Annotated in this window: 26 protein-coding genes; 20 read left to right on the top strand and 6 right to left on the bottom strand. The window is 36.7% G+C overall.

Going from position 1 to position 23,563, the window contains the following annotated elements:
• The first annotated feature begins 188 nt into the window (after nucleotides 1-188).
• The gene (locus EK417_RS06745) at nucleotides 189-770 is read left to right on the top strand and encodes an LOG family protein (protein WP_136521704.1); all 582 of its coding nucleotides are present in this window, start codon (nucleotides 189-191) and stop codon (nucleotides 768-770) included.
• A 17-nt stretch (nucleotides 771-787) separates the two neighbouring features.
• Nucleotides 788-1,156, top strand: coding sequence for a hypothetical protein (locus EK417_RS06740; protein ID WP_136521703.1), 369 nt, complete (start codon nucleotides 788-790; stop codon nucleotides 1,154-1,156).
• Between the two features lie 63 nt (nucleotides 1,157-1,219).
• Here EK417_RS06740 and EK417_RS06735 read toward each other — a convergent pair whose 3' ends face one another.
• The gene (locus EK417_RS06735) at nucleotides 1,220-1,549 is read right to left on the bottom strand and encodes a 2Fe-2S iron-sulfur cluster-binding family protein (RefSeq protein ID WP_136521702.1); all 330 of its coding nucleotides are present in this window, start codon (nucleotides 1,547-1,549) and stop codon (nucleotides 1,220-1,222) included.
• A 12-nt stretch (nucleotides 1,550-1,561) separates the two neighbouring features.
• Nucleotides 1,562-2,617: an NAD(P)/FAD-dependent oxidoreductase gene (locus tag EK417_RS06730; RefSeq protein ID WP_076596207.1), complete on the bottom strand. Its 1,056-nt coding sequence runs from the start codon at nucleotides 2,615-2,617 to the stop codon at nucleotides 1,562-1,564.
• Nucleotides 2,618-2,770: 153 nt separating this feature from the next.
• Between EK417_RS06730 and EK417_RS06725 the strand changes: the two genes are divergently transcribed.
• A complete protein-coding gene (locus EK417_RS06725; RefSeq protein WP_136521701.1) occupies nucleotides 2,771-3,541 on the top strand; it encodes a DUF3108 domain-containing protein in 771 nt (256 codons plus the stop codon).
• A 63-nt stretch (nucleotides 3,542-3,604) separates the two neighbouring features.
• Here EK417_RS06725 and EK417_RS06720 read toward each other — a convergent pair whose 3' ends face one another.
• Nucleotides 3,605-3,946: a winged helix-turn-helix transcriptional regulator gene (locus EK417_RS06720; RefSeq protein ID WP_076596205.1), complete on the bottom strand. Its 342-nt coding sequence runs from the start codon at nucleotides 3,944-3,946 to the stop codon at nucleotides 3,605-3,607.
• 131 nt (nucleotides 3,947-4,077) lie between these two features.
• Between EK417_RS06720 and EK417_RS06715 the strand changes: the two genes are divergently transcribed.
• Entirely contained in the window at nucleotides 4,078-4,836 is a 759-nt protein-coding gene (locus EK417_RS06715) for a type 1 glutamine amidotransferase domain-containing protein (protein WP_136521700.1), read from the top strand.
• A 17-nt stretch (nucleotides 4,837-4,853) separates the two neighbouring features.
• Nucleotides 4,854-5,468 carry an NADPH-dependent F420 reductase gene (locus tag EK417_RS06710; protein ID WP_076596203.1) on the top strand — a complete coding sequence of 205 codons (615 nt, stop codon included), beginning with the start codon at nucleotides 4,854-4,856 and terminating at the stop codon, nucleotides 5,466-5,468.
• A 249-nt stretch (nucleotides 5,469-5,717) separates the two neighbouring features.
• Here EK417_RS06710 and pheS read toward each other — a convergent pair whose 3' ends face one another.
• On the bottom strand, nucleotides 5,718-6,728 hold the full coding sequence (pheS, locus tag EK417_RS06705) for a phenylalanine--tRNA ligase subunit alpha (protein WP_076596202.1): 1,011 nt from the start codon (nucleotides 6,726-6,728) through the stop codon (nucleotides 5,718-5,720).
• Between the two features lie 125 nt (nucleotides 6,729-6,853).
• Nucleotides 6,854-7,513: a YceI family protein gene (locus tag EK417_RS06700; RefSeq protein WP_076596201.1), complete on the bottom strand. Its 660-nt coding sequence runs from the start codon at nucleotides 7,511-7,513 to the stop codon at nucleotides 6,854-6,856.
• A 75-nt stretch (nucleotides 7,514-7,588) separates the two neighbouring features.
• Between EK417_RS06700 and EK417_RS06695 the strand changes: the two genes are divergently transcribed.
• Entirely contained in the window at nucleotides 7,589-8,536 is a 948-nt protein-coding gene (locus EK417_RS06695) for a sulfate/molybdate ABC transporter ATP-binding protein (protein WP_136521699.1), read from the top strand.
• A 234-nt stretch (nucleotides 8,537-8,770) separates the two neighbouring features.
• Here EK417_RS06695 and EK417_RS06690 read toward each other — a convergent pair whose 3' ends face one another.
• Nucleotides 8,771-9,115, bottom strand: coding sequence for a zinc ribbon domain-containing protein YjdM (locus EK417_RS06690; protein WP_076596199.1), 345 nt, complete (start codon nucleotides 9,113-9,115; stop codon nucleotides 8,771-8,773).
• Between the two features lie 459 nt (nucleotides 9,116-9,574).
• On the opposite strand from EK417_RS06690, the gene EK417_RS06685 reads away from it, so the two are divergent.
• The 14 genes from EK417_RS06685 (at nucleotide 9,575) to EK417_RS06620 (ending at nucleotide 23,504) form a co-directional block, all read left to right on the top strand.
• On the top strand, nucleotides 9,575-10,780 hold the full coding sequence (locus EK417_RS06685) for an RsmB/NOP family class I SAM-dependent RNA methyltransferase (RefSeq protein ID WP_076596198.1): 1,206 nt from the start codon (nucleotides 9,575-9,577) through the stop codon (nucleotides 10,778-10,780).
• A gap of 188 nt (nucleotides 10,781-10,968) precedes the next feature.
• Nucleotides 10,969-12,636, top strand: a complete 1,668-nt coding sequence (locus EK417_RS06680) for a GLPGLI family protein (RefSeq protein ID WP_136521698.1) — start codon at nucleotides 10,969-10,971, stop codon at nucleotides 12,634-12,636.
• Nucleotides 12,637-12,956: 320 nt separating this feature from the next.
• Nucleotides 12,957-14,624, top strand: a complete 1,668-nt coding sequence (asnB, locus tag EK417_RS06675) for an asparagine synthase B (protein ID WP_136521697.1) — start codon at nucleotides 12,957-12,959, stop codon at nucleotides 14,622-14,624.
• A 299-nt stretch (nucleotides 14,625-14,923) separates the two neighbouring features.
• Entirely contained in the window at nucleotides 14,924-15,766 is an 843-nt protein-coding gene (locus tag EK417_RS06670) for a hypothetical protein (protein WP_034697012.1), read from the top strand.
• A 139-nt stretch (nucleotides 15,767-15,905) separates the two neighbouring features.
• A complete protein-coding gene (locus EK417_RS06665) occupies nucleotides 15,906-17,309 on the top strand; it encodes an MFS transporter (protein WP_136521696.1) in 1,404 nt (467 codons plus the stop codon).
• A gap of 111 nt (nucleotides 17,310-17,420) precedes the next feature.
• Nucleotides 17,421-18,299 carry a pirin family protein gene (locus tag EK417_RS06660; protein ID WP_136521695.1) on the top strand — a complete coding sequence of 293 codons (879 nt, stop codon included), beginning with the start codon at nucleotides 17,421-17,423 and terminating at the stop codon, nucleotides 18,297-18,299.
• Nucleotides 18,300-18,454: 155 nt separating this feature from the next.
• Nucleotides 18,455-18,766, top strand: coding sequence for a GNAT family N-acetyltransferase (locus EK417_RS06655; protein ID WP_076596192.1), 312 nt, complete (start codon nucleotides 18,455-18,457; stop codon nucleotides 18,764-18,766).
• A 61-nt stretch (nucleotides 18,767-18,827) separates the two neighbouring features.
• Entirely contained in the window at nucleotides 18,828-19,727 is a 900-nt protein-coding gene (locus EK417_RS06650) for a pirin family protein (protein ID WP_076596191.1), read from the top strand.
• Between the two features lie 17 nt (nucleotides 19,728-19,744).
• On the top strand, nucleotides 19,745-20,284 hold the full coding sequence (locus EK417_RS06645; protein ID WP_136521694.1) for an NADPH-dependent FMN reductase: 540 nt from the start codon (nucleotides 19,745-19,747) through the stop codon (nucleotides 20,282-20,284).
• On the top strand, nucleotides 20,277-20,855 hold the full coding sequence (locus tag EK417_RS06640) for a TMEM175 family protein (RefSeq protein WP_076596189.1): 579 nt from the start codon (nucleotides 20,277-20,279) through the stop codon (nucleotides 20,853-20,855). The genes EK417_RS06645 and EK417_RS06640 overlap by 8 nt, the downstream gene beginning before the upstream one ends.
• A 1-nt stretch (nucleotide 20,856) precedes the next feature.
• Nucleotides 20,857-21,075 (top strand): (4Fe-4S)-binding protein, encoded by a 219-nt coding sequence (locus tag EK417_RS06635; RefSeq protein ID WP_076596188.1) that lies wholly within the window; start codon nucleotides 20,857-20,859, stop codon nucleotides 21,073-21,075.
• A complete protein-coding gene (locus tag EK417_RS06630) occupies nucleotides 21,075-21,470 on the top strand; it encodes an OsmC family protein (protein ID WP_076596187.1) in 396 nt (131 codons plus the stop codon). Before EK417_RS06635 ends, EK417_RS06630 begins: the two co-directional genes overlap by 1 nt.
• Nucleotide 21,471: 1 nt before the next feature.
• Nucleotides 21,472-21,759 (top strand): GNAT family N-acetyltransferase, encoded by a 288-nt coding sequence (locus EK417_RS06625; protein ID WP_170872074.1) that lies wholly within the window; start codon nucleotides 21,472-21,474, stop codon nucleotides 21,757-21,759.
• Nucleotides 21,760-21,944: 185 nt separating this feature from the next.
• On the top strand, nucleotides 21,945-23,504 hold the full coding sequence (locus tag EK417_RS06620) for a sodium:solute symporter (RefSeq protein WP_136521693.1): 1,560 nt from the start codon (nucleotides 21,945-21,947) through the stop codon (nucleotides 23,502-23,504).
• Nucleotides 23,505-23,563: the final 59 nt, after the last annotated feature.

Raw genomic sequence — 23,563 nt, 5'->3', positions numbered from 1 at the left:
GTAAAATGAGTATATTGAATATCCAAAGTCTTATGATTTTGGATATTTTTAGTTTTAATTGAAATAAAGATACTTCGACAGGCTCAGCATGACACTGCTAAAAATTATCTCTAAAAAAAACATTAGTATTAGAGATGTCATGCTGAGCTTGTCGAAGCATCTAAACCATAAAAAACAAATCATATACAATGAAAAGTATAACCGTATTCTGTGGCTCAAGTTTCGGCACAGATAAAATTTATGAAGAACAGACATTTCTGCTGGGACAAACTTTAGCAAAAGAAAATATACAACTGGTTTATGGTGGTTCGGAAACTGGTTTAATGGGAACAATTGCTAACGGTGCTTTAAGTGAAAAAGGTAAAGTAACAGGAGTCTTACCCCGGTTTTTACAATCCAAAGAAATTGCCCATAAAAACCTGACAGAACTTATCATTGTGGAAACCATGCACGAAAGAAAAACCAAAATGAACGAACTTTGTGATGGAGTCATCGTTCTTCCCGGTGGTTACGGAACATTGGAAGAATTCTTTGAGATGATCACATGGGCACAGCTTGGACTTCATAAAAAACCCATCGGAGTGTTGAATATTGACGGCTTTTATGATGATCTGATCAAACTGGTTCAGACCATGGTAGATAAAGGATTTTTAAAGCAAATCAACAGAGACATACTGCTGATCAGCAATACCATTGATGATTTGCTGGAAAAGATGAGAAATTACAAGGCTCCTACGGTTGGGAAGTGGATTTCTAAGGAAGAAATTTAAGTTTTATAGTCTTTTACATGAATAACTACAACGTTAATAAAGAAATGCTCGGAGTTACCACAGTATTTGTAACGATATTCGTTATTGTTCCTGCTCTTTCTTCTTATTTTATGGAAGATTGTAAGACTGCGATGGAAAGAGTTAAGAAGCAAAAATGTAAAATTAGAGTCGAAAGTATTGAAGGTATAAAATCTCTTAAATTAAAGGGAACTATTCCTGAAAGCATTCAACCTTGTGAATGTTATGACAACGGCCAATGGTGGGTTTCCTATAAAGATGAAATAGAACAGGGAGATTACTTTATAAAGAATGAAGATGAAAGTTACTTAGAAATCATTAAAGAAGACACTCTAATCAGACACGAATATATATGTTCTCAGAAATAAATATAAAACAAAACCCGTCCGGAAAATCCGGGCGGGTTTCTTATTAAGATTAAAAAATATTTTCTAAGGATAAGGAGCAATTTCCACTTCGAGTCCTTCCATGGCATCGGCAATATGCAGCTGACAGCCCAGTCTGCTGTTGTCTTTCACATGGAAAGCTTCAGCCAGCATGGCATCTTCTTCATCTCCCATTGGTTCCAGACCGGGATCGTTAATTACATATACCTGGCATGAAGCACACATCGCCATTCCTCCGCATACCCCAATAGTACCTTCTTCTGCCAATTCATACGAACGGATAATTTCCATTAGATTCATGGACATATCCGTAGGCGCTACAACTTCGTGGGTTACCCCTTCTCTGTCGGTGATTTTAATATTAACGTCTGACATAATCCTGCAAAATTAGTCAATTTTTTTCACAACTGCCTTCTCTGCTTCCTTACGGCTTCCGTCAAATCCGTCTACTCCGCTTACCGTTGTGTATTTTAATACGAATTTCTTACCCGGATTGAGTCTGTTATACACACTCTGACACATTAAAGTAGCTTCGTGGAAACCACAAAGGATCAACTTCAGTTTTCCTGGATAAGTATTGATATCCCCGATAGCATAAATACCATCGATGTTGGTCTGATAATCCAAAGCGTTATTTACAACGATTGCATTTTTCTCGATATTTAATCCCCAGTTTCCGATCTCACCCAATTTTGGTGTCAATCCGAATAAAGGAATGAAATAATCTGTTTCAATATCGTAAGCTTCCTGCCCTTCTACTTCTACAGTGATCGCTTCTACTTTTCCGTCCCCTTTAATACCGGTAACTTCCGCAGGCGTAATTAATTTGATTTTCCCCTGATTTTTCAGATCCTGAACTTTCTCTACAGAATCCAAAGCTCCTCTGAACTCGTTTCTTCTGTGGATCAAAGTTACTTCACTGGCAACATTAGAAAGGAAAATACTCCAGTCCAGTGCCGAGTCTCCACCACCAGCAATAACAACCTTTTTATTTCTGAAGTGTTCAGGTTCTTTAACGAAATATTCAAGACCTTTTTCTTCGTAATCTGCAATATTTTCAAAAGTAGGTTTTCTCGGTTCAAAAGTACCTAAACCACCTGCAATCGCAATCGCTTTACATCTGTGAACAGTTCCTTTATTCGTGATCACTTCAAACCACTCATCATCTACTTTAGTGTAAGAAACAGCTGTTTCACCCAAGGTAAATCCAGGCTGAAACTGCTTGATCTGCTCCATCAGATTATCTACCAATTCTCCGGCATTTACTGAAGGATAACCAGGGATATCGAAAATAGGTTTTTTAGGATAAAGTTCAGCCAATTGCCCTCCCGGCTGAGGAAGCGCATCAATAATATGGCACTTCATTTTTAATAAACCAGCTTCAAAAACTGCAAAAAGTCCTGTAGGTCCCGCACCTATGATCAATATATCAGTGGTTATCATAATCTTTAAGATAATTTAATTAGACATGTAACTGCAAATTTACTAATTTTAATGCGAAGCATATTTAATTGATTCTAAATAAAAACCTGAGATTTGTCAAATATCTATCATTTAAGATTTTAAATTTGGCAGTGTTTTTGTAAATGTCTTGTTATGAATAAAATTTTGAACCTTTTTGCTGTATTTATATTCTTTTTAGGCTCGGCTCAGATTGATAATATCGCAGACGGCGAATCTATTACTCTTAGAATTCACTACGGTTTCCTTAATGCAGGAACTGCCAACCTTACTACAAAGCAAACTACCTACAAAGGGGTTCCTCATCTCTATGTAAAAGGAACAGGACAGACAACAGGTGCTGTAAAAGCATTCTTCAAAGTAGAAGATTTATATGAAAGTTTTATCAATACAGAAACGGGATTACCAAGTTTCTATGTAAGAAATGTACGTGAGGGAAGCTATCGCCAGCATTTTGAAACCGTTTTTAATCACGATAATAATACGTTGATTTTAACAGATAAAAAGACACCGGCCAATGGTTCTAAGGTTTTAAAATCCGTAAAAGGTGTTCAGGATATGCTTTCCTGCTTTTATTATTTAAGAAGTAAAAGCCCGGATGAACTGAAAGTAGGAACGATCATTAATATGAATGTATGGATTGATGACGAAATGTTTCCTTTCCAGTTAAAAGTAACCGGAACAGAAAATTTAAAGACAAAATTCGGTACTATTAACTGTTTGAAGATTATTCCTTCTGTAAAAAGCGGAAGAGTATTTAAAGAAAAAGAAGGCGTTACCATGTGGGTTTCCAATGATGCTAACCATGTTCCAATGCTATTGAAAGCAGAGCTTGCAGTAGGCTCACTGAAAGCCAGCATTGATGATTACAAGAATGTAAAATATCCTTTAAAGTTTATAAAATAATACCACGTAAAAATAAAAATGCCTGCGATCATGCAGGTATTTTTGTGTGCCAATGATGGTATTTTACTCTTTTTGCTGTTCTTGGATGAGCTTAAGTCCGAAATTTCTTACCACTTCAATAATCGCAACAATCTCCACCCCTTTCTCTGTAAGTGAATATTCCGTTCTTGGCGGTACTTGAGCGAAAACTTTCCTGAGGATATATCCATCTTCTTCCAATTCTCTGAGTTGTGTTGTAAGCATCTTGTCTGAAATATGAGGAATGTCCTTTTTCAGCTCGCTGTATCTTAAAACTTTTGTTTTAAGTCTCCAAAGAATGGGTGCTTTCCAGGTTCCCCCTACCTGCTCAATAACTAACTGAACAGGATTATAATAAATTTTTCCTTTATAGATAAAATCCGGCATTATCGAAAACTGATGAATTGATCATTACTTTCCTAAAAGTAAGTATCATACTTATTCGTTAAGTACTTTACAAATATAAATATTATATACAATTTTGCAAGGTAAAACTTAGAATACAAAATGATCAAAAAATGACAAAAGAAGTAAACAAATATGTGCATTTTCATAATGCTCAGTACAAAGGGAAAATTTTAATGGTAGCAAGCTCACCGGCTGTAAGCGAACAAACGGGCTGGCCTATTGGTTTTTGGGCCTCCGAGCTTACTCATCCTCTTTATGTATTTCAGGAAGCAGGATATGAAACCGAAATTGTATCTACAGAAGGAGGAGATCTGAAAATGGACAATTATTCAGATCCTACAGATACGAGCGGATATTCCGCCGGGGATATTATCAGTCTGGGATATATGCAGAAAGAAGATTTTAACAGTCTTCTCAAAAATACAAAAAGTATTAAAGAAGTAAACCATGAAGAATATGATGCTATTTTTCTGGTAGGCGGACAGGGACCAATGTATACGTTTAGAGGCAACAAAGATCTGCAGCATCTTTTTGTAAGCTTTTATGAAAAAGGAAAACCCAGTGCAGCAGTATGCCATTCCACAACATTATTGCTCGAAGCAAAAACCAGCAATAATGATCTGATTGTAAAAAATAAAATATGGACCGGATTTGCTGATGCAGAGGAAGATTTTGCAGATCAGGCAGCAGGGGTAAAAATTCAGCCTTACAGAATAGAAGCTGAAGCGAGAAAAATTCCTGATACCACTTTTAAAGTAGCAGCACCATTCAGTTCATATGCTATACAGGATGGTAATCTTATTACAGGACAGCAGCAGAATTCAGGTGCCGCAGCTGCTGAATTGGTTATATCACTTTTACATCAATAATACATTAAATATACCTTATGACAATTACAATTATCGGAAGTGGAAATGTCGGCGGAGCATTGGCTCAACAATGGATCAAAAAAGGATATAACGTTTTAATCGGATCACAATTTCCGCTGAGTGAAAAAAATATTAAACTGGCTACCCAGATAGGAGAAGACCGTTTCACAACAGTTGCAAATGCAGTAAAGCAGAGCGAGATAATTCTGATAGCAACCCCACCTGAGGTGATAGGAGAAATTGCAGGAAGCTGGGGAGATGTTTCCGGGAAAATCATCATAGATGCTACCAATTCTATTGGAAAAAAACCTGATCCTTATCCTACAGTCTACCATTATTTGTCTGACACCTGTAATGCTGAAGTGGTGAAAGCTTTCAATACTACAGGATATGAAAATATACTCGATCCTTTTTATAATGGCGAGCCTATCGATATGCTGATGGCCGGAGACAGTGAAAAAGCAAAAAAAACAGCAGAAGAACTTGCTTTAGCCTGTGGATTTGGAAAGTGTTACGATTTTGGAAAAGGTGATAAAGTGGAGTTACTTGAAAAGTTCGCGCTGTCCTGGATTAATCTTGCCATTATTCAGGGAATGGGAAGAGATATTGCTTTCCGTATTGTAAAAAGGTAATTTTTAGCTTTTTACAGTATTTTTATAATTTATAATGTAACAGATACCTATTTCTTATTGTCTTTATAATAGAGGCAGGTAAAGAACTGCGACATGTCAATACTTCGATTCAACAGCAGTTGATCCTAAGTATGGGCATAAGAAACAGACACGTGTAAATTTTTCAATAAGATCAGTTTTTAATTACGTTTTGTTTCTTAGGTCAGTAATTAAAAACAAAAACCTCCGGAGTTCCGGAGGTTTGATTTTTTATAGTGTTTTGAACTGTTCAAGTGTTCTGATGTCGTTTTCGAAGAACATTCTGATGTCACTCATCTGGTAAAGAAGCATCGTAATTCTTTCAATACCCATTCCGAATGCATATCCTGAATATTTCTCAGCATCGATATTCACATTTTTCAGTACGGCAGGGTCTACCATTCCGCATCCCATAATCTCCAGCCATCCTGTCCCTTTTGTAATTCTGTAATCTGTTTCAGAGTTTAATCCCCAATACACATCAATTTCAGCACTAGGTTCTGTGAACGGGAAGAAAGAAGGTCTCATTCTGATTTTAGATTTTCCAAAAAGCTCAGTGGTAAAGAACTGAATCGTTTGCTTTAGATCAGCAAAGCTTACATTCTCATCAATATATAATCCTTCAATCTGATGGAAAATACAGTGAGATCGTGAAGAAATTGCTTCATTTCTGAACACTCTTCCCGGAGATAAAATTCTGATCGGCGGCTGATTTTCTTCCATATAACGCGTTTGTACTGAAGAAGTATGTGTTCTCAAAAGAATATCCGGATTCTGCTCAATAAAGAAAGTATCCTGCATATCTCTTGCCGGGTGATATTCCGGAAGGTTAAGCGCTGTAAAGTTATGCCAGTCATCTTCAATCTCAGGTCCGTCTGCTACAGCAAAGCCAATCGATTTGAAGATTTCAATAATTCTGTTTTTAACGAGATTGATCGGATGTCTGGAACCCAATTCCAATGGAAAAGCGGGTCTTGTAAGATCTTCCTTTTCAACCACAACAGAAGATGCTGAAGCATTTTTCAAATCCTCCAGTTTTACGGCAACTGCCTGCTTCAAAGTATTGATCTTCTGTCCGAATTCTTTCTTTTGGTCGTTAGGAACTTCTTTAAATTTTTCAAAAAAATCATTAAGAACTCCTTTTTTACCATTGTACTTGATTCGGAAGTTTTCGATATCTTCCTTAGAGGTAGCATTGAAGCCATTTACTTCGACCAGTAATTCTTCTATCTTTTCTATCATTATTTTACCCTTTCAAAATGTTTTGCAAAAATACGATTTTAAGTTGAATAATAAGTCCGTCAAAAAAAAATCTGCCTCTTTTTCGGAGGCAGACTTCAATCACTTATTTCACTTAAATAAAAAAATTATTTCTTTTCTAAAGCTTTAACGCTGATCTGAAGAGTTACCTCATCTTTGATCACACCGTTTGCAGCAGGAGCCTGGAACTTCACCCCAAACTCTTCTCTCTTGATATCTTTCGGTTCAGTAGCTACACTCACCTCTCCATTTTTCACAGAAACATTAGCCTTAAACTGAACAGGTTTTGTAATTCCTTTAATGGTTAAATTACCATCCAAAATAGTATTATAATCACCTTCTGTAGCCGGAGTAACTTTTGTAATCTCATAAGAAGCTGTCGGGAATTTTTCAACTTCGAAGAAATCGCCGCTCTTCAGGTGGCCATTTAATTTTCCTAAATCCTCCGGGCTGTCTTTCAAGTCCACAGAAGTTAAAGAGTTCATATCAGCAACGAATTTTCCGCTTTCCAGTTTTCCGTCTTTCACCGTTACATCTCCACTTTCAAACTTTATGGTTCCAAAATGGCTCGTATTTTCAGATTTAAATACTTTATATCCCTTCCATTCAACCTTACTGTTTAGCGTATCCAAAGTGAACTGGCTACCTTCTTTGGTAGTTGTCACTTCATTACTCTCACTGGTAAGTGGTTTGTCTTTTTTACAAGAAACCATTACAGCAGCAAAAAATAATGCAGGAATAGCTAACGAAAACAGTTTTTTTCTCATTTTTGATTTATTTTTATTAGTTCCGCTAATATAATAAAAAAAATTATGTTTTCATAAAAACCTTACATTTGTAATATGCTATTAGAAATAAACAATTTATTTTTCTCTCACAACAAAGAAAATCCCCTGTTTCAGAACCTTAATCTAAGGTTTGAAGAAAACAGAATTATAGCTCTTGCCGGTGAAAGCGGGTGTGGAAAATCCACTCTTCTCAACCTTATTTATGGTCTTTTGGATTGGGAAAGCGGAGAGATTATTTTTAACGGAACAAAGCTTTTGGGACCGAAAGGAAATCTTGTTCCCGGAGAGCCTGAAATGAAGTTCGTAGCACAGAATTTTGACCTGATGCCTTATGCTACAGTGGCTGAAAACGTAGGAAAATTTATTTCAAATATCAATTTAAAACAAAAAAAAGAAACCGTAGCAGAACTTCTTGAGGTAGTGGGTCTTCAGGACTTTGCCAACGTACTTCCAAAATATCTAAGCGGCGGACAGCAGCAGAGAGTGGCTATTGCCAGAGCATTATCCGTACTTCCCAAGCTTCTTATTTTAGATGAACCATTCAGTAATCTGGATTTCCCAAGAAAAATTGAACTCAGAGAAAGACTTTTCAGATATGTAAAACAAAATGGCGTTTCTCTCATTATTTCCACTCATGAGCTTCAGGATATTATGCCATGGCTGGACCAGATTGTTATTCTGCAGGCAGGAAGACTGATTCAAAATGACAGTCCGGAAGAAACCTACAGAAATCCTTACAATTCTTATGTTGCTAAATTATTCGGGGAAGTGAATATTTTCAGTAAAACAGAAGCTGAAGATTTCCAGCTTTCCAAACTTTCTTATTATCCCAAGGAAATCAAAATCACAGAAACCGGTCTTGAAGCCGAAGTCCTTGAAAGCCGTTTTGCAGTAAATCATTATTGGAATAAATTAAGGTCAAAAGGAAAGGAACTTGTTATTTATACGGATGAAAAAATATCGGGAACGATCTCTGTTTCATTTATTCAGTCAAAAGGCTAATCACCCATAACTCATACATTCACTTACACTTAACAATAAAAAAATACAAACATAAGAAGCTGTTGTCAAACTTTTTCTTACATTTGTACTTCTAAAGTATAAGGAAATTTTTGGTTAATTCTCTTTCTGCCTTCCAGACGGACATTAGCAATCTTGCAATTAAGTCTGTTGAAAGATTACACTGTCCAATTTTTTCCTTTTCTTTTTTTTAGGACATAGAAAAACAACGTTTTCTTATGCTTTCTTTACAAATTCTGACTTAAGAGCCATAGCCCCGAAACCATCAATTTTGCAGTCAATATTGTGATCACTTCCCGGTCTCAGACGGATATTTTTCACTTTCGTCCCCGCTTTCACCGGTTTTGGTGCTCCTTTTACAGGAAGGTCCTTTACTACCACTACAGAATCGCCATCCTGAAGTTCATTTCCGTTGGAGTCCAATATTTTCCCTTCATTGGCTGCTTCAGCAGCTGCTTCTGCCGGATCCCATTCGTAGAAACACTGGGAACACACCATCATATTATCGCTCGGATAGGTAAACTCAGAGCTGCATTTTGGACAAAGTACTGTATCACTCATATTTTTATTTTTTGCAAAGGTAGAGCTTTTTAGACGTTGAAGTCAAGAGATAAAGTTCAGTATAATAGATAATAAGCGTATGTTAATTTCACACACACTGGTGAATTAATACAAATTAAATAAACTTGCTGCAAAGAAAATAAAGGATACTAATGAACAGTGCAGATTTTGTTAGCAAATATTTTTCATTAAGCAAAAAACATAGCTTTATTCGTTTTAGAGTGAAAGGCTATTGTCAGCAAATAAAAAATATAAATATTCGGAAAATCTTTACAAATTCAGCACTACAATTTATTTCTACCATTTAAAAAATTAATAAACAGGCTGATCCTTCATTAATACTATCAGATCACCCTACTCCTGTACACTAAAATCCTTCAATTTCCAAACTCAGCAACTCAATCCTCAACTCTCAATTAAAAGTCGTATTTTTGCAGATTCAAACAGCGAAGCAAATTTATGGAACTTATTCACAGAAACTTGGCAATCGGAATTCACGATGCCTTACAGGAGACATTTTTTGAAAAAAACAAATATGCCGATAAAGTTATCGAAAGACTTTTGAAAGCAAACAGAAAATGGGGAAGCCAGGACAGAGCCGTTGTTTCTGAAATTTTTTACAATATTATCCGTTGGAAAAAACGCCTTGAATACTACATGGGTGAAGGCGTGAAACCCAATAATATCTACAAACTGATTATTGCGTATTTACTCTGGAGTAAAACTAATTATAAAAAATTTGAAGAATTTGACGGAATCAAAATCGCCGATATTCTTACTAAACTTAAAAAGAACACTGTTCCTACAAAAGCAATAGAACACTCTATTCCTGAATGGCTGGCTGAAACACTTGAAAAAGAACTGGGTGCCAGCTGGGAAAAAGAAATGGCTGCTTTAAATGAGCAGGCTCCTACCGTATTAAGAGCAAACTCTTTAAGAACTACAACCAAAGAACTTATTTCCGATCTTTCAGACGAGGGTGTTGTTTCTTTTCCTATTAAAAATTATCCTGATGCTGTTCAGCTGGAAGAAAAGAAAAACGTTTTCCTTACTACAGCTTTCAAAGAAGGATTATTTGAAGTTCAGGATGCTTCTTCTCAGAAAATCGGGTATTTCCTTGATGTAAAAGAAGGACAAAGAGTAGTAGATGCATGTGCTGGTGCTGGTGGAAAAACACTTCACCTGGCAGCATTAATGAAAAACAAAGGGCAGATTGTAGCGTTGGACATCTTCGAATGGAAGCTTGCCGAACTGAAGCGTCGTGCCAAAAGAGCCGGAGCCCACAATATTGAAACCCGTATGATTTCTGACAACAAGGTGATCAAGCGTCTTCATGAAAAAGCTGACAGACTTCTGATTGATGCACCGTGTTCAGGTCTTGGAGTTTTGAAAAGAAATCCGGATAGTAAGTGGAAAATTGATCAGGATTTTATTGACAGAATTAAAAAGGAGCAGCAGCAGATCCTTCAGGACTATTCTAAAATGCTTAAAAAAGGAGGAAAAATGGTATACGCTACCTGTTCCATCCTTCCATCTGAAAACAATCTTCAGGTAGAAGAATTTGTCAAAAACAATCCTGGATTCAAAATGATTAAAGATGAAAAAGTAATGCCTAGCGAAGGCTATGACGGATTCTATATGGCTTTGATTGAGAGAGTTTCTTAATCCAAATCCAACAAACAATACATTAAACTACTCTATTTCCAGAGTAGTTTTTTTGTTTCAGAAACTTTCTGAAAAAATTGTAACAATTTTTGTAACATTTCACACCTATTGTCTACTAACTGTATAGATTAAAACCGGTTTGACGCTGTAAGAAGTTTAGAATACCTTTGCAGCAAACTCATTTATTTATGCATACAAGAATCGTTTTCAATTTTGTGGCTGTTTTTTTATACTGTCTGTTTTCTGCACAGACCTATGAAATTCATTATACCAGCTCTTATAACGGAAAAGCAATAACAGATCAGCCTTCTACCATCGTTTGGGTTAATGAGAAAGAAAACTTCATTCTCAACAGCACAATCAAAGAACAAAAAAGCAGCTATCCTTATGAGATAACAAAAGTAGAAAAGTCTTCCAACACTATTGTATCTTACGCATTTTTAAAACCGGGATCAATTATTTCATCATCAGACACTGAATCTGTAGGAAAACAGAATTTTGAACTGACCAATGAAACCAAAAAAATATTGGGCTACCAATGTAAAAAAGCAGTGACAAAAGTCAATTCAAATACCATTGAAGTCTGGTACACCAATGATTTAAAACTGAAAGGCGGGCCTTCTGTTTTGGGACAAAATTTAGGATTGGTTCTGGAAGTGGAGAGAAATAAAAATTCTTTAATTACAGCCAGTTCAATCAAGAAGATCAAGACTACCGGAATTGAAAATATTATCAAAGGAAATATACAGACAACAGATCAGCTCGGATATAAAGACCTTCTCTGGAAAAGCAGGTTTACCACACTGAATGTTTTTGAAAATGAAACCATCAATTTTTCTGATGCTTCAAAATCTGACGACAAGATTAAAAGATATGCCAACGGAACCATCATTCTGAAAAAAATAAAATTTCCTGAGATTACAGAAGGTGAAAATATTTTCGTAGAGCTGAAACAGCAATCCAACGGAGATGCCTATGACAGAACCGGAACCGTATTTTTCATTCCGCAGGATAAAGAAAAGTCTTTTTTTGATGGATTGGAAAAAGGAGTAAAAGCGCTTCCTGTCTACGAAAATGGAAACGGAAAGCAATATTACGGAGTTACCGCTACTGACAACTACAGCCCTGCTATGGAAATGATGCGTTTCTTCACCGCTTTTGGTATTCAGAAGTTCAATCATATTCAGCTTAAGGGCAAAGATTGGCAGACCATCAGCCCTTACCGGCAGGATATTACTGAATTAAAGCCTGCTATATCCGGAAAAGAACTGTGGATAGGAACTTTTATCGGAAATTATGATAAAGGAGGACACAGAGTAAGTCTTGATATTACGATACATAAAAGCGATCAAACTGTTAATAAAAATAATACAGCCATCCCTTTATTCAACACCTTAAACATTATGGAAATGGCCGGACAGGACTATTCTACCATGTTCAATAAGGACAAAGGCCTTCTTGTGGATTTCACTTTGGATAAAGATCTGAAAAATGCTCAGCTAAGATATACCACAACAGGACACGGCGGTTGGGAAAATGGTGATGAATTTGTTCCTAAAGCGAATTCTATATTCGTGGATGGAAACGCTGTATTTTCTTTTGTACCTTGGAGAACAGATTGTGGTTCGTACCGATTATACAATCCGGCCTCCGGAAATTTTCAGGACGGCCTTTCGTCATCAGACCTCAGCAGATCAAACTGGTGTCCGGGAACGGTTACCAATCCTGATTTCATTCCTCTGGGAGATCTGAAAGCGGGAAAACATACGATTCAGGTAAAAATTCCACAAGGCCCTACCGAAGGAACAAGCTTCAGCTCATGGAATGTTTCGGGAATATTACTGGGGGTTCAATAAAAACAAAACCTTCTTGCATGAGAATTGCAAGAAGGTAAAAACACAAATGATGAAAAAAAATTATTTCGAGCCACAAAGTAAGGGGTAAATTTCATATAATTAATTACCATATATTAATAAATATGTCATTTTTATTTCGTATAGAAGTTTTTCTATTTTCTACTCAGCGAAAAAAATTAATTAAACACTTGTCAATTTCAATAAATAGTTAAAATTTTTAACTTAAAAATATAAATTGATTAAAAAAATTCATATTCAAACATTTTTAATTGTTATTTATAAACATCACTTCTACATTTGTCCCATAAATAATAAAAATTATGTGTGGAATTGTATGTTTATTTGACGCCAAACAAAAAACCGAAGTATTAAGACCTCAGGTATTGGAGATGTCAAAAAAAATCCGTCACAGAGGACCGGATTGGAGTGGCGTTTTTCAGGACGAAAAAGTAATTTTTTCCCATGAACGACTTGCTATTGTAGATCCTACCTCCGGAAAACAGCCTTTATTTACAAAAGACGGAAAAGTAGTATTAGCTGTAAACGGCGAAATCTACAACCATAGAGAACTCAAAGAAGAATTTCCGGATTATGAATTTCAGACCCAGTCGGACTGTGAAGTGATTCTAGCCCTTTACAGAAAATACGGAAAAGATTTCGTAGAAAAACTCAACGGAATTTTTGCCTTCGCTTTATATGATACTGAAAACGATATTTATCTTATTGCGCGCGATCATATGGGAATCTGTCCGCTTTACCAGGGCTGGGACAAAAACGGAAATTATTACGTTGCTTCAGAATTAAAAGCACTTGAAGGCATCTGTAAAAAAATAGAAACATTCCTGCCTGGCCATTTTGTTTACAGCAAAGACGGCGCTGAGCTTCAGCAATGGTATGCAAGAGACTGGGACAGCTTTGATCATGTAAAAGACAATGAGACCGATATCTCAAAACTGAGAAAAGGTCTTGAAGATGCCGTTCACAGACAGCTGATGAGTGATGTTCCTTATGGAGTGCTTCTTTCAGGAGGTTTAGATTCATCTGTCATTTCTGCCATCACAGCGAAATTTGCCCGTCAGAGAATAGAAAGCGGCGATACACAGGAAGCCTGGTATCCGAGACTTCACAGTTTTGCAGTAGGATTGGTGGGTTCTCCGGATCTTGCAGCGGCTCAAAAAGCTGCAGAACACATTGGATCTGTTCACCATGAGGTTAACTTTACTGTTCAGGAAGGTCTGGATGCCGTACGTGATGTAATTTATCATCTCGAAACTTATGATGTAACCACCATAAGAGCATCCACCCCGATGTATCTTTTAGCAAGAGTCATCAAATCTATGGGAATTAAAATGGTTCTTTCAGGAGAAGGTTCTGATGAATTGTTCGGAGGTTATCTATATTTCCATAAAGCTCCTGATGCAAAAGAATTCCACGATGAAACAGTGAGAAAACTGGGCAAACTTCACCTTTATGATTGCTTAAGAGCTAACAAAGCCTTGATGAGCTGGGGAATTGAAGGAAGAGTACCTTTCCTTGACAAAGAGTTTATGGATATTGCGATGACCGTTAACCCTCAGGATAAAATGATCAATACCGCTGAAGGAAAAATTGAAAAATGGGTCTTAAGAAAGGCTTTTGAAGATGTTCTTCCGGATTCTATTGTATGGAGACAGAAAGAACAGTTCTCTGATGGTGTAGGATATTCATGGATCGACACTTTAAAAGAAGTAGCCGAAAAAGAAGTAACGGATGAAATGATGGCGAATGCAAGATTCAGATTCCCGCTGAACACTCCTCAGAATAAAGAAGAATACCGATACAGAACTATTTTTGAAGAACATTTTCCAAGTGAAACTGCTGCCGCCACGGTTCCGTCTGTTCCATCTGTGGCATGCTCCACACCTATTGCTTTGGAATGGGACGAAGCCTTCAAAAAAATGAACGATCCAAGCGGAAGAGCGGTGAAGGTACATGAAACTTCGTATTAGAGAGGAAAACTGATGAATAGTCAATCGTCAATCCGCTGCGTTTGTGAATTTGTTGCGGGATTCGGGTTTTCGAGATTATGAGTTTAATATTCACATACGAAGCAAAAATTCACTATTGACCATTCACTTGTAAAGCAAAATTCGTTATTGATATGTATATTTTTCACATTTAAACATCTAACTCCCTCAGTTATAATTTATCAATCCTGTAGCAATACAGGATTTTTTCTTGAATTAACAATAACAATATGGCATAATTTAACTCACAATTCAAAATAATATCTAATAAATAATTATATTTGGAAAACGAAAATATCAATTATAAAAAAATGAGAAGAAACCTTACTGTTTTATTTGCCTTATTAGCCATAAGTTTTGCTTTTGGACAGGGAAAATATGGCAAATATCTGAATTCAAAGAAGCTTGCTTTGGCTTATAAGAGTGTGAAAGACCAAGATAAGGATGACTACTATCAACAATTCTACTGGCTGGTTAAAGCAGAGCAACTGAAAACTTATCCTCACCTTAAAGATATAAAGCCTGTCGTTTTATATGAATTTGTAAAATATGTAAACCCTCAGAACCCGACAAAAAAACTGGATGCAAGAGGTAAAGAGCTGAGAGCAACTGCCGAATTATCATTAAATCAATATTTTAAAAATAAAAAATTTGAAAATAATTCTGTTTTAATGTATAACCTTGAAACATATGTAGATCCTTCAAAAGGTCAGTATTATACTAAAGTAGATCCGGAAAAAATCAAGGAACTTGTACCGAAGGAATTATTTGCTTTCAACTCATTCAACAGAAATATAGGAGAAGAAAAAACATATTACCTTTGGATCGATAAGAAAAAGGATGATCTGAATATTGTAGATATCATCCCTAGCGAAAAAGAAGACAAAGCTTTCTACACAAGATTGAAACAATATCTTCCAAGCTATAAATTTTCAAAATACGTTCCTTCTGTAAAAAAAGGAAACAAATCTGATAAAACAGATATCGAATATTACTATATCATGCCATTTGAGCAGAATACCGATAACATCGAATATAAAACAAAGGATTTCAAAACTTTTACCTTAAGCCAGTATAGAAAAGCCGGTGATGAATGGAAAGGAGTAGAAAAACCTAGAAAATAAATCAAAAAGTCCTGTGAAATCTCGCAGGACTTTTTTAATTTTATATGGATTTCATGATCTAAGGATCAGACCGCTTAAAGCAAACAAGTTCTTCAAATAAAAATAAGCCTGGATATTTTCAATGTTCAGCCTATACAAAATGACAGAAACAAGCATACAACAGACATCCATAAAAAAAATACTTCCCCTGATTCTGGCCACTGCTATTTTTATGCAAATGCTGGATTCAACTATTCTGAACACTTCCCTGCCTGCTATTGCTAAAGACCTGAAAGAGTCTCCGCTTAACATGCAGAACGCCATCATCAGCTATGTTCTGACATTAGCCGTTTTTATGCCCGCCAGTGGATTTCTGGCAGACCGGTTTGGAACAAAAAAAGTATTTATCTTTTCATTAATCCTCTTCAGTTTAGGCTCACTATTTTGTTCCCTTTCTCAAAATCTCACCCATTTGGTTATTTCAAGAGTTGTTCAGGGAGTTGGAGGAAGCCTGATGACTCCTGTAGGAAAACTGGCATTGATCAAAACATTTGACAAAAATGAACTGCTCAAAGCCATGAATTTCGCTATCATCCCGGCACTTATCGGTCCTGTACTCGGTCCATTAGTAGGAGGTTATATGGTAGATTATCTTTCCTGGCACTGGATCTTTCTGATCAATATTCCAATTGGTTTTTTAGGAATTATTTTAGGATTGAAATTCATGCCCAATTACAAATCCGATGATGTTGATTTTGATTTAAAAGGTTTTCTGATTTTTGCAGCTGCTTCCCTCCTGCTTTCTGTCTCATTGGAACTCTTTGGAGACATGCAGAATATTACACCGGTCTTACTGGTGTTTATCATGGGATTTCTGTTTCTGTACTATTATTACAAACATGCAAAAAGAGGAGGAAATCCTATTTTCCCATTAAATCTTTTTCAGGTAAGAACTTTCCGTGTGGGTATTGTAGGAAACCTGGCCACCCGATTGGGAATCAGCTCTGTTCCGTTATTGCTTCCGCTGATGATTCAGGTTGCCTATAAACAGTCTGCAGTAACTTCGGGCTGGATCATTGCTCCCATGGCTTTAACGGCCATCTTCGGAAAATCCTCTGTTATAAAAATTTTAGATAAATATGGCTACCGTCAGACTTTAATGGTGAATACATTTATCATCGGAACATTAATATGTCTTCTCGCCATTCCGAACATTCATACTTCCCTATACTGGTTTGTTCCCATTATTGCGGTGTTAGGCTTTTTCAACTCGATACAGTTCACCTCCATGAACACCATTTCTATTGCTGATCTTCGAAATTTTCAGACCAGCAGCGGAAACTCATTAATTTCCGTTAATCAGCAATTAGCCATCGGTTTCGGAATTGCCTTTGGACTGATTGTTTTAAAACTATTTGAAAATACAGATCTGATTAAAGGAGAAATTCACAACGCATTCCGGTTAACCTTTCTCACGGTAGGAATACTGACAATTTTGTCCGGATTTGTTTTCAGAAGACTGCATATTTCGGATGGAAAGAATATGAAATCTAAGGAAGAATAGCCCCCAATCCGACCTTTTACTTTTCATATTTTACTCCCCTACGAACTTAACACAGATCAATGCTTTTCGCATATAACAATGGTAATTTTGTTTACATAAATCAACAATGTGATGGCAACTAAAAAAATAGAAATCGTAGTATCTCCAAGACCTGCACACTTTGTAGGCGACGGATTCAGGGTTCATAATTTCATTCCTGGAATATCTGGATTGGATATGAAAAGAATGGATCCGTTTATTATGCTGGATTACAATTCAAAATTTCATTTCAACGGATCAGACAGGCCGAGAGGTGTCGGAGTGCATCCTCACAGAGGTTTTGAAACGGTAACCATAGCCTATAGCGGAAAGGTAGAACACCATGACAGTGCTGGCGGCGGCGGTATTATCGGTGAAGGTGATGTTCAATGGATGACAGCAGCCAAAGGAGTTCTTCACAAAGAATACCATGAAACAGAATGGGCAAAAGAAGGAGGAATCTTTCAGATGGTTCAGCTTTGGGTGAATCTTCCGGCAAAGGATAAAATGAGCTGCCCAAAATACCAGGCTATAGAAAACGCTGCAATGGAAAAAGTTGATCTGGGTGAAAATGGCTACGTAGAGGTAATTGCCGGAGAATATAATGGTCATAAAGGACCTGCAAGCACTTTTACTCCGCTCCACATGATGAATGCAAAGCTTAAGACAGGAGGAAAAGCGGAATTTAATTTCCCTGCCCATTTCAATACTGCAGCTTTGGTAATTGAAGGAAGTATTATCATTAATGGAGAAGAAACCGCTAAATCGGATCATTTTGTATTATTTAAAAATGAAGGCGAAACATTCACTATCGAAGCAAAAGAAGAAGATGCTGTTGTTTTAATCATCAGCGGAGAGCCTATCAATGAACCTATTTATCCTCATGGTCCTTTTGTGATGAATTCCAGAGAAGAAATCATGCAGGCTTTCGAGGATTTTAATACCGGAAAATTCGGATACCTGGAAGATTAAAAAGAATTAAATTTATCTTAATCTTTGATTATTCCTTTTTTTATTAACTTTATATAATGACAAACCTTATAGGTTTTATGAACCTGTAAGGTTTAATTGTTTTAATACGCAATTTCCTTCTATATAGGAAACATAGCATTTTTAGTACAAATATTATGAAACCAGAATTTGAAAATATACCTCTTGTAAAAGCCGAAAAAAGATTTGAAATAGAATTCAACGGGCATTATGCATTTATTGATTACCGTGAAACCATGCACCAGATTTCTTTAGTACATACAGAAGCAGAACCGGAACTGGCCGGAACAGGTGCAGCTGCTGCGGTAGTAGAGAAAACATTGAATTATATTGAAGAAAACGGAAAAAAGCTTCTTCCATTCTGTCCTTATGTTTTCGCTTTTATCAAAAAACATCCTGAATGGAAACGCATCGTGGATGAGAAATTTGAAGGCTATGATAAACTTTAAATCTTCATCAGAACTCATCAATTGATTAAAAAAACAATATCTTAAAAAGTATCACATTACCATGTCAAATATTGGACTTATTATTGAAGAAAAAGCAGCAGATATCGGAAATTTCCTGGTAGGAAGACTTCTTCCTTTCCGTGAGAAAAGAGCGGTTGGCCCTTTCGTGTTTATAGACCATATGGGCCCTTCAGAATTGAAAGATTATCAGAATCTTGATGTTCCGCCACACCCGCATATCGGATTATCTACATTAACTTACCTGCTGGAAGGTTCCATCTTTCACAGAGACAGTATCGGAAGTGCTATAGAAATAAAACCGGGTGCTGTTAACTGGATGACTGCCGGAAAAGGAGTTGTACATTCAGAAAGAACGCCTGAATATTTAAGACACAGTGATAAAAGACTTCACGGTTTTCAGATCTGGGTAGGTCTTCCGAAGCATCTTGAGCAGTCTGAACCTACTTTTCATCATATTGAAGCGGATGAAATTCCGGTTTGGGAAGAAGATGGTATTCAGTATAAATTAATTGCCGGCGAAGCTTTTGGAAGAACGTCTGCGGTTCCGGTGCACAGCAAATTATTTTTCCTTGAAATCAAGACAAAAGAGGCGAAGAAAATAAGCATCGGGAAAGATCTTTACGGAGAAGCAGCTATGTATGTTCTGGATGGAACCGTAACTACTGATGGAAATTCTTATGGTTCAAAACAGCTGATGATCGCCAAAGATACCAAACTTTGCGAATTTGAGATGAGTGAAAACGGAACGGTATATCTTTTCGGTGGTGAACCATTTGATGAAGAGCGTTTTATATTCTGGAATTTTGTTAACTCTGATAAAGAATTAATTGAAAAGGCAAAAGTAAACTGGAATGACCAGAATCACGAAGCATTTCCTTTGGTTCCGGGTGATGAAAACGAATATGTTCCGCTTCCAAAGGCTATTTTAAACAGAAAATAATTTCAGCTCAGATTAACATGAAAATATTAGCATTTGCCGGAAGTACGTCTTCCACTTCTATCAACAGGGAACTGGTAAAATTTGTTCTGAAAGATTTTCAGGATGAGGAAATCAATCTGATCGACCTCAACGATTTCACCATGCCAGTATTCTCTGTAGACCTTGAAAAGAAGGGTTTTCCGGAGGAAGCCCACCAGTTTTTAAAAGCTATTGAGGAATGTGATGTGATCATCTGCTCGCTGGCGGAACACAACCGTTCTTACAGCGCCGCATTTAAAAATGTCTTTGACTGGTCTTCGAGGATTAATGTAAAAGTATTCCAGAACAAGCCCATGCTGCTGATGAGCACCTCTCCCGGAGGTTATGGCGGCGGAAATGTAATGAATACGGCCAAAACATTTTTCCCTCAGTTTGCAGCAGACATCAAGGATACTTTTTCACTGCCTAAATTTTACGAAAATTTCGATTTGGAAAGCGGTGTGATCAACCCCGATATGCTGAATGATCTGAAAAGTAAAATACAAAATTTTAAAAATCAAGTTAAAACGAATGACTAAAGGAAGACTTGAGGCTTTCAGTGACGGTGTTCTTGCTATTATCATCACTATTATGGTACTTGAACTTAAAGTACCGGAAGGAAACAGCTGGGCAGACCTCAAACCTCTCCTTCCTAAGTTTCTGGCCTATATTTTCAGTTTTATTTATGTAGGAATCTACTGGAACAATCATCATCACCTGTTTCAGACGGTAAAGAAAGTAAATGGAGCCGTCCTTTGGGCTAATCTTCACCTTCTGTTCTGGCTTTCTCTGATGCCTGTTGCTACGGAATGGATCGGGGCTACCGGTTTTGCAAAAAATCCTGTTGCGGTCTATGGTATCGGTCTCATTATGTCGGCTATTGCTTATACGATTCTGGAACATAGCATCATCAGGTTTGAAGGTGAAGAATCAAAGCTGAAAGAAGCTATTCATTCGAAATATAAAGAGTATATCTCCATTATATTTTATGTCCTTGGAATCGCAACTTCATTTTTTTATCCTTATATTGCCATAGGTTTTTATTATATCGTGGCTCTTATATGGCTGATTCCGGACCGAAGAATTGAAAAAATATTAAAAGAAAATTGATATGGAAACACACGAATATCCTAACGGTAACATTACCGTCATCTGGCAGCCTAAGAAATGTACTCACTCTGCCATATGCGTAAAAACACTTCCGAAAGTCTACAATCCTAAAGAAAGACCCTGGATAAAAGCAGAAAACGCCAATCCCGAAGAACTTAAAAATCAGATCGACTTATGCCCTTCCGGTGCATTAAGTTATAAATTCAATACAGAAAAATAATGGCGATAACCGTAAAAGCAAGTCTGGGAAAAACAAAATATTATACAGAAGTAACAGCTGGCGAAAATACAATCATTACGGATGAACCGATTGATAAAGGCGGACAGAACAAAGGTCTTAATCCTATGGAAATCCTGGCTACATCACTGGCAAGCTGTACAGCAGCTACCTTGAGAATGTATATTGAAAGAAAAGAATGGGACGTGGAAAACATTCATGTTGAAGTAGAGCTTGAAAATTTTCCATTAACAAAAAGAGCCGTATTCAAAAGAGACATCAGTTTTGAAGGTGTTCTGGATGATGAGCAGCTGAAAAGACTGCACACTATTGCGGACGCATGCCCTGTTCATAAAATATTAACCAACGACATAGAAATACTAACTAAATTCTCATAACATGATCGAAGTAAAACAAAACAACGACGAAAAACACGGAAGTTTTGAAGCTTTCACAGATGGAAGACGCGCAGGAATGATGACGTATACCTGGGCCGGAGAAGAAAGATTTATTATAGACCACACCGAGGTGGAAGAAGCCTACAACGGAAAAGGTGTGGGCAAGGAAATGCTTCTGGCTGCGGTAGATTTTGCCAGAAAAAATAATAAGAAAATTATTCCCCTCTGCCCTTTTGCTAAAGCAAGTTTTCAGAAAAGTGAGGAACTTCAGGATGTTTTAGTGAATTAGTCACTGTATTACACCCTTACAATACAACCCTTTCAGAACAGTCTCTGGAAGGGTTGTATTTTTAATAAAAAACATTGACTGAAAGCAAATTAACAATTGCAATCTGTTATGAAATGAACAGGATTTTAAATTCATGAGCCACGACTGATCTTTTTTATATATTTGCTAAAATTTAAAAATCAAGAATGAATCCAGGAACTATCCTTTTGTTATTTGTTTTCGTCTATTTTATCGGTCTTTTGGTGATTTCTTATTTCACCAGCCGGAATTCGGACAACCAGTCTTTTTTTATCGGTAACAAAAAGAGTAAATGGTGGCTCGTAGCATTCGGTATGATAGGAACCAGCTTAAGCGGGGTTACTTTTATTTCCGTTCCGGGAACAGTCGGAAAAATGACCGGCTCAGAATATATTTACGGAGGTTTTGAGTACTATATGATGGTGATCGGTTTCTTCATCGGATATTTTATTGTTGCAGCAATATTGCTCCCACTCTATTATAAGATGAACCTGACGTCTATTTACACGTATCTGGGAAAAAGATTCAATGTGGAGGCGCATAAAATAGGTTCTATCTTTTTTATTATTTCAAGAGCCATTGGAGCTACCGCAAGATTATATCTGGTAGTGAATGTTTTACAGATATTTTTACTTGAAGGATTGGGAGTCCCATTCTGGGTAACTTCTCTTGTACTTCTGTTAATGGTACTTCTGTACACTTTTGAAGGCGGTGTAAAGACCATCGTTATTACAGATACGCTGCAGACTTCTTTTATGATCATCAGTCTTGTAGCATGTATTGTTTATATTTTATCCAATCTGAATCTATCGTTTGGGGAAGCGTATACCATTCTGGAACAGAAAAATTACACTCATTTCATCAATTTTGATCCTAATTCCAAAACTTTTTTCCTGAAAACAATTCTGGGTGGAATTTTCATTACCATTGCTATGACAGGATTAGATCAGGAAATGATGCAGAAAAATATATCTGTGGACAACCTTAAGAATTCAAAGAAAAACATGCTGACCTTTGCGGGGACGCTTCTTATTGTGAATCTTGCATTCTTATTTCTGGGAGGATTGTTATACCTTTTTGCACTGCAGCATGGTGCAGAATATAGAACTATAAACGGTGAAACAGTCACAAATATTTTCGGATTTAAAGATACTGCCGGAAACATTAAAAACGTAATGGGAGACGATCTTTTCCCGGCTTTATCACTTCAGGGTTACTTCCCTATGGCTATTTCTGTTATTTTCATTATTGGATTAATTTCTGCTTTATTTCCGTCTGCAGACGGAGCTTTAACTGCTGTAACTAGTTCATATTGTGTAGATCTATTAAACCTTAATGAGGATAAAACCAAAACTGAAAAAGAGAAGAAACGTCTCCGTATGAAAGTACATTTAACATTCACTGTCGTTTTCTTCATCCTGATCATGGTTTTCAAAGCATTGAATGATAAATCTATTGTGTATCTGATCATGGAAATTGCAGGATATACCTATGGACCGCTTTTAGGGCTTTTCGCCTTTGGAATTTTCACAAAGTTCCAGATTTCAAGAAAATATTCAATTCTTGCGGTGACTATTTTAGCCCCAATCCTGACGTATTTAATCAATCTTGCTGTTACCACTTATACAGATTATAAAATTGGTGTAGAACTGATTGTTCTTAACGGATTGCTGACCTTCATCGGTCTGTGGCTGGTAAAAAACAAACAACATTTAAAAGTCGTTTAATACTTTATAAAGCATAAAAAAGGCTGTTTTCAATGAAGACAGCCTTTTCTTTTGATGGG

It is taken from the genome of Chryseobacterium candidae (genome assembly GCF_004916905.1).
In the GTDB taxonomy this organism is placed as follows: Bacteria; Bacteroidota; Bacteroidia; order Flavobacteriales; family Weeksellaceae; genus Chryseobacterium; species Chryseobacterium candidae.
This window is presented reverse-complemented; position numbering and strand designations above follow the sequence as displayed.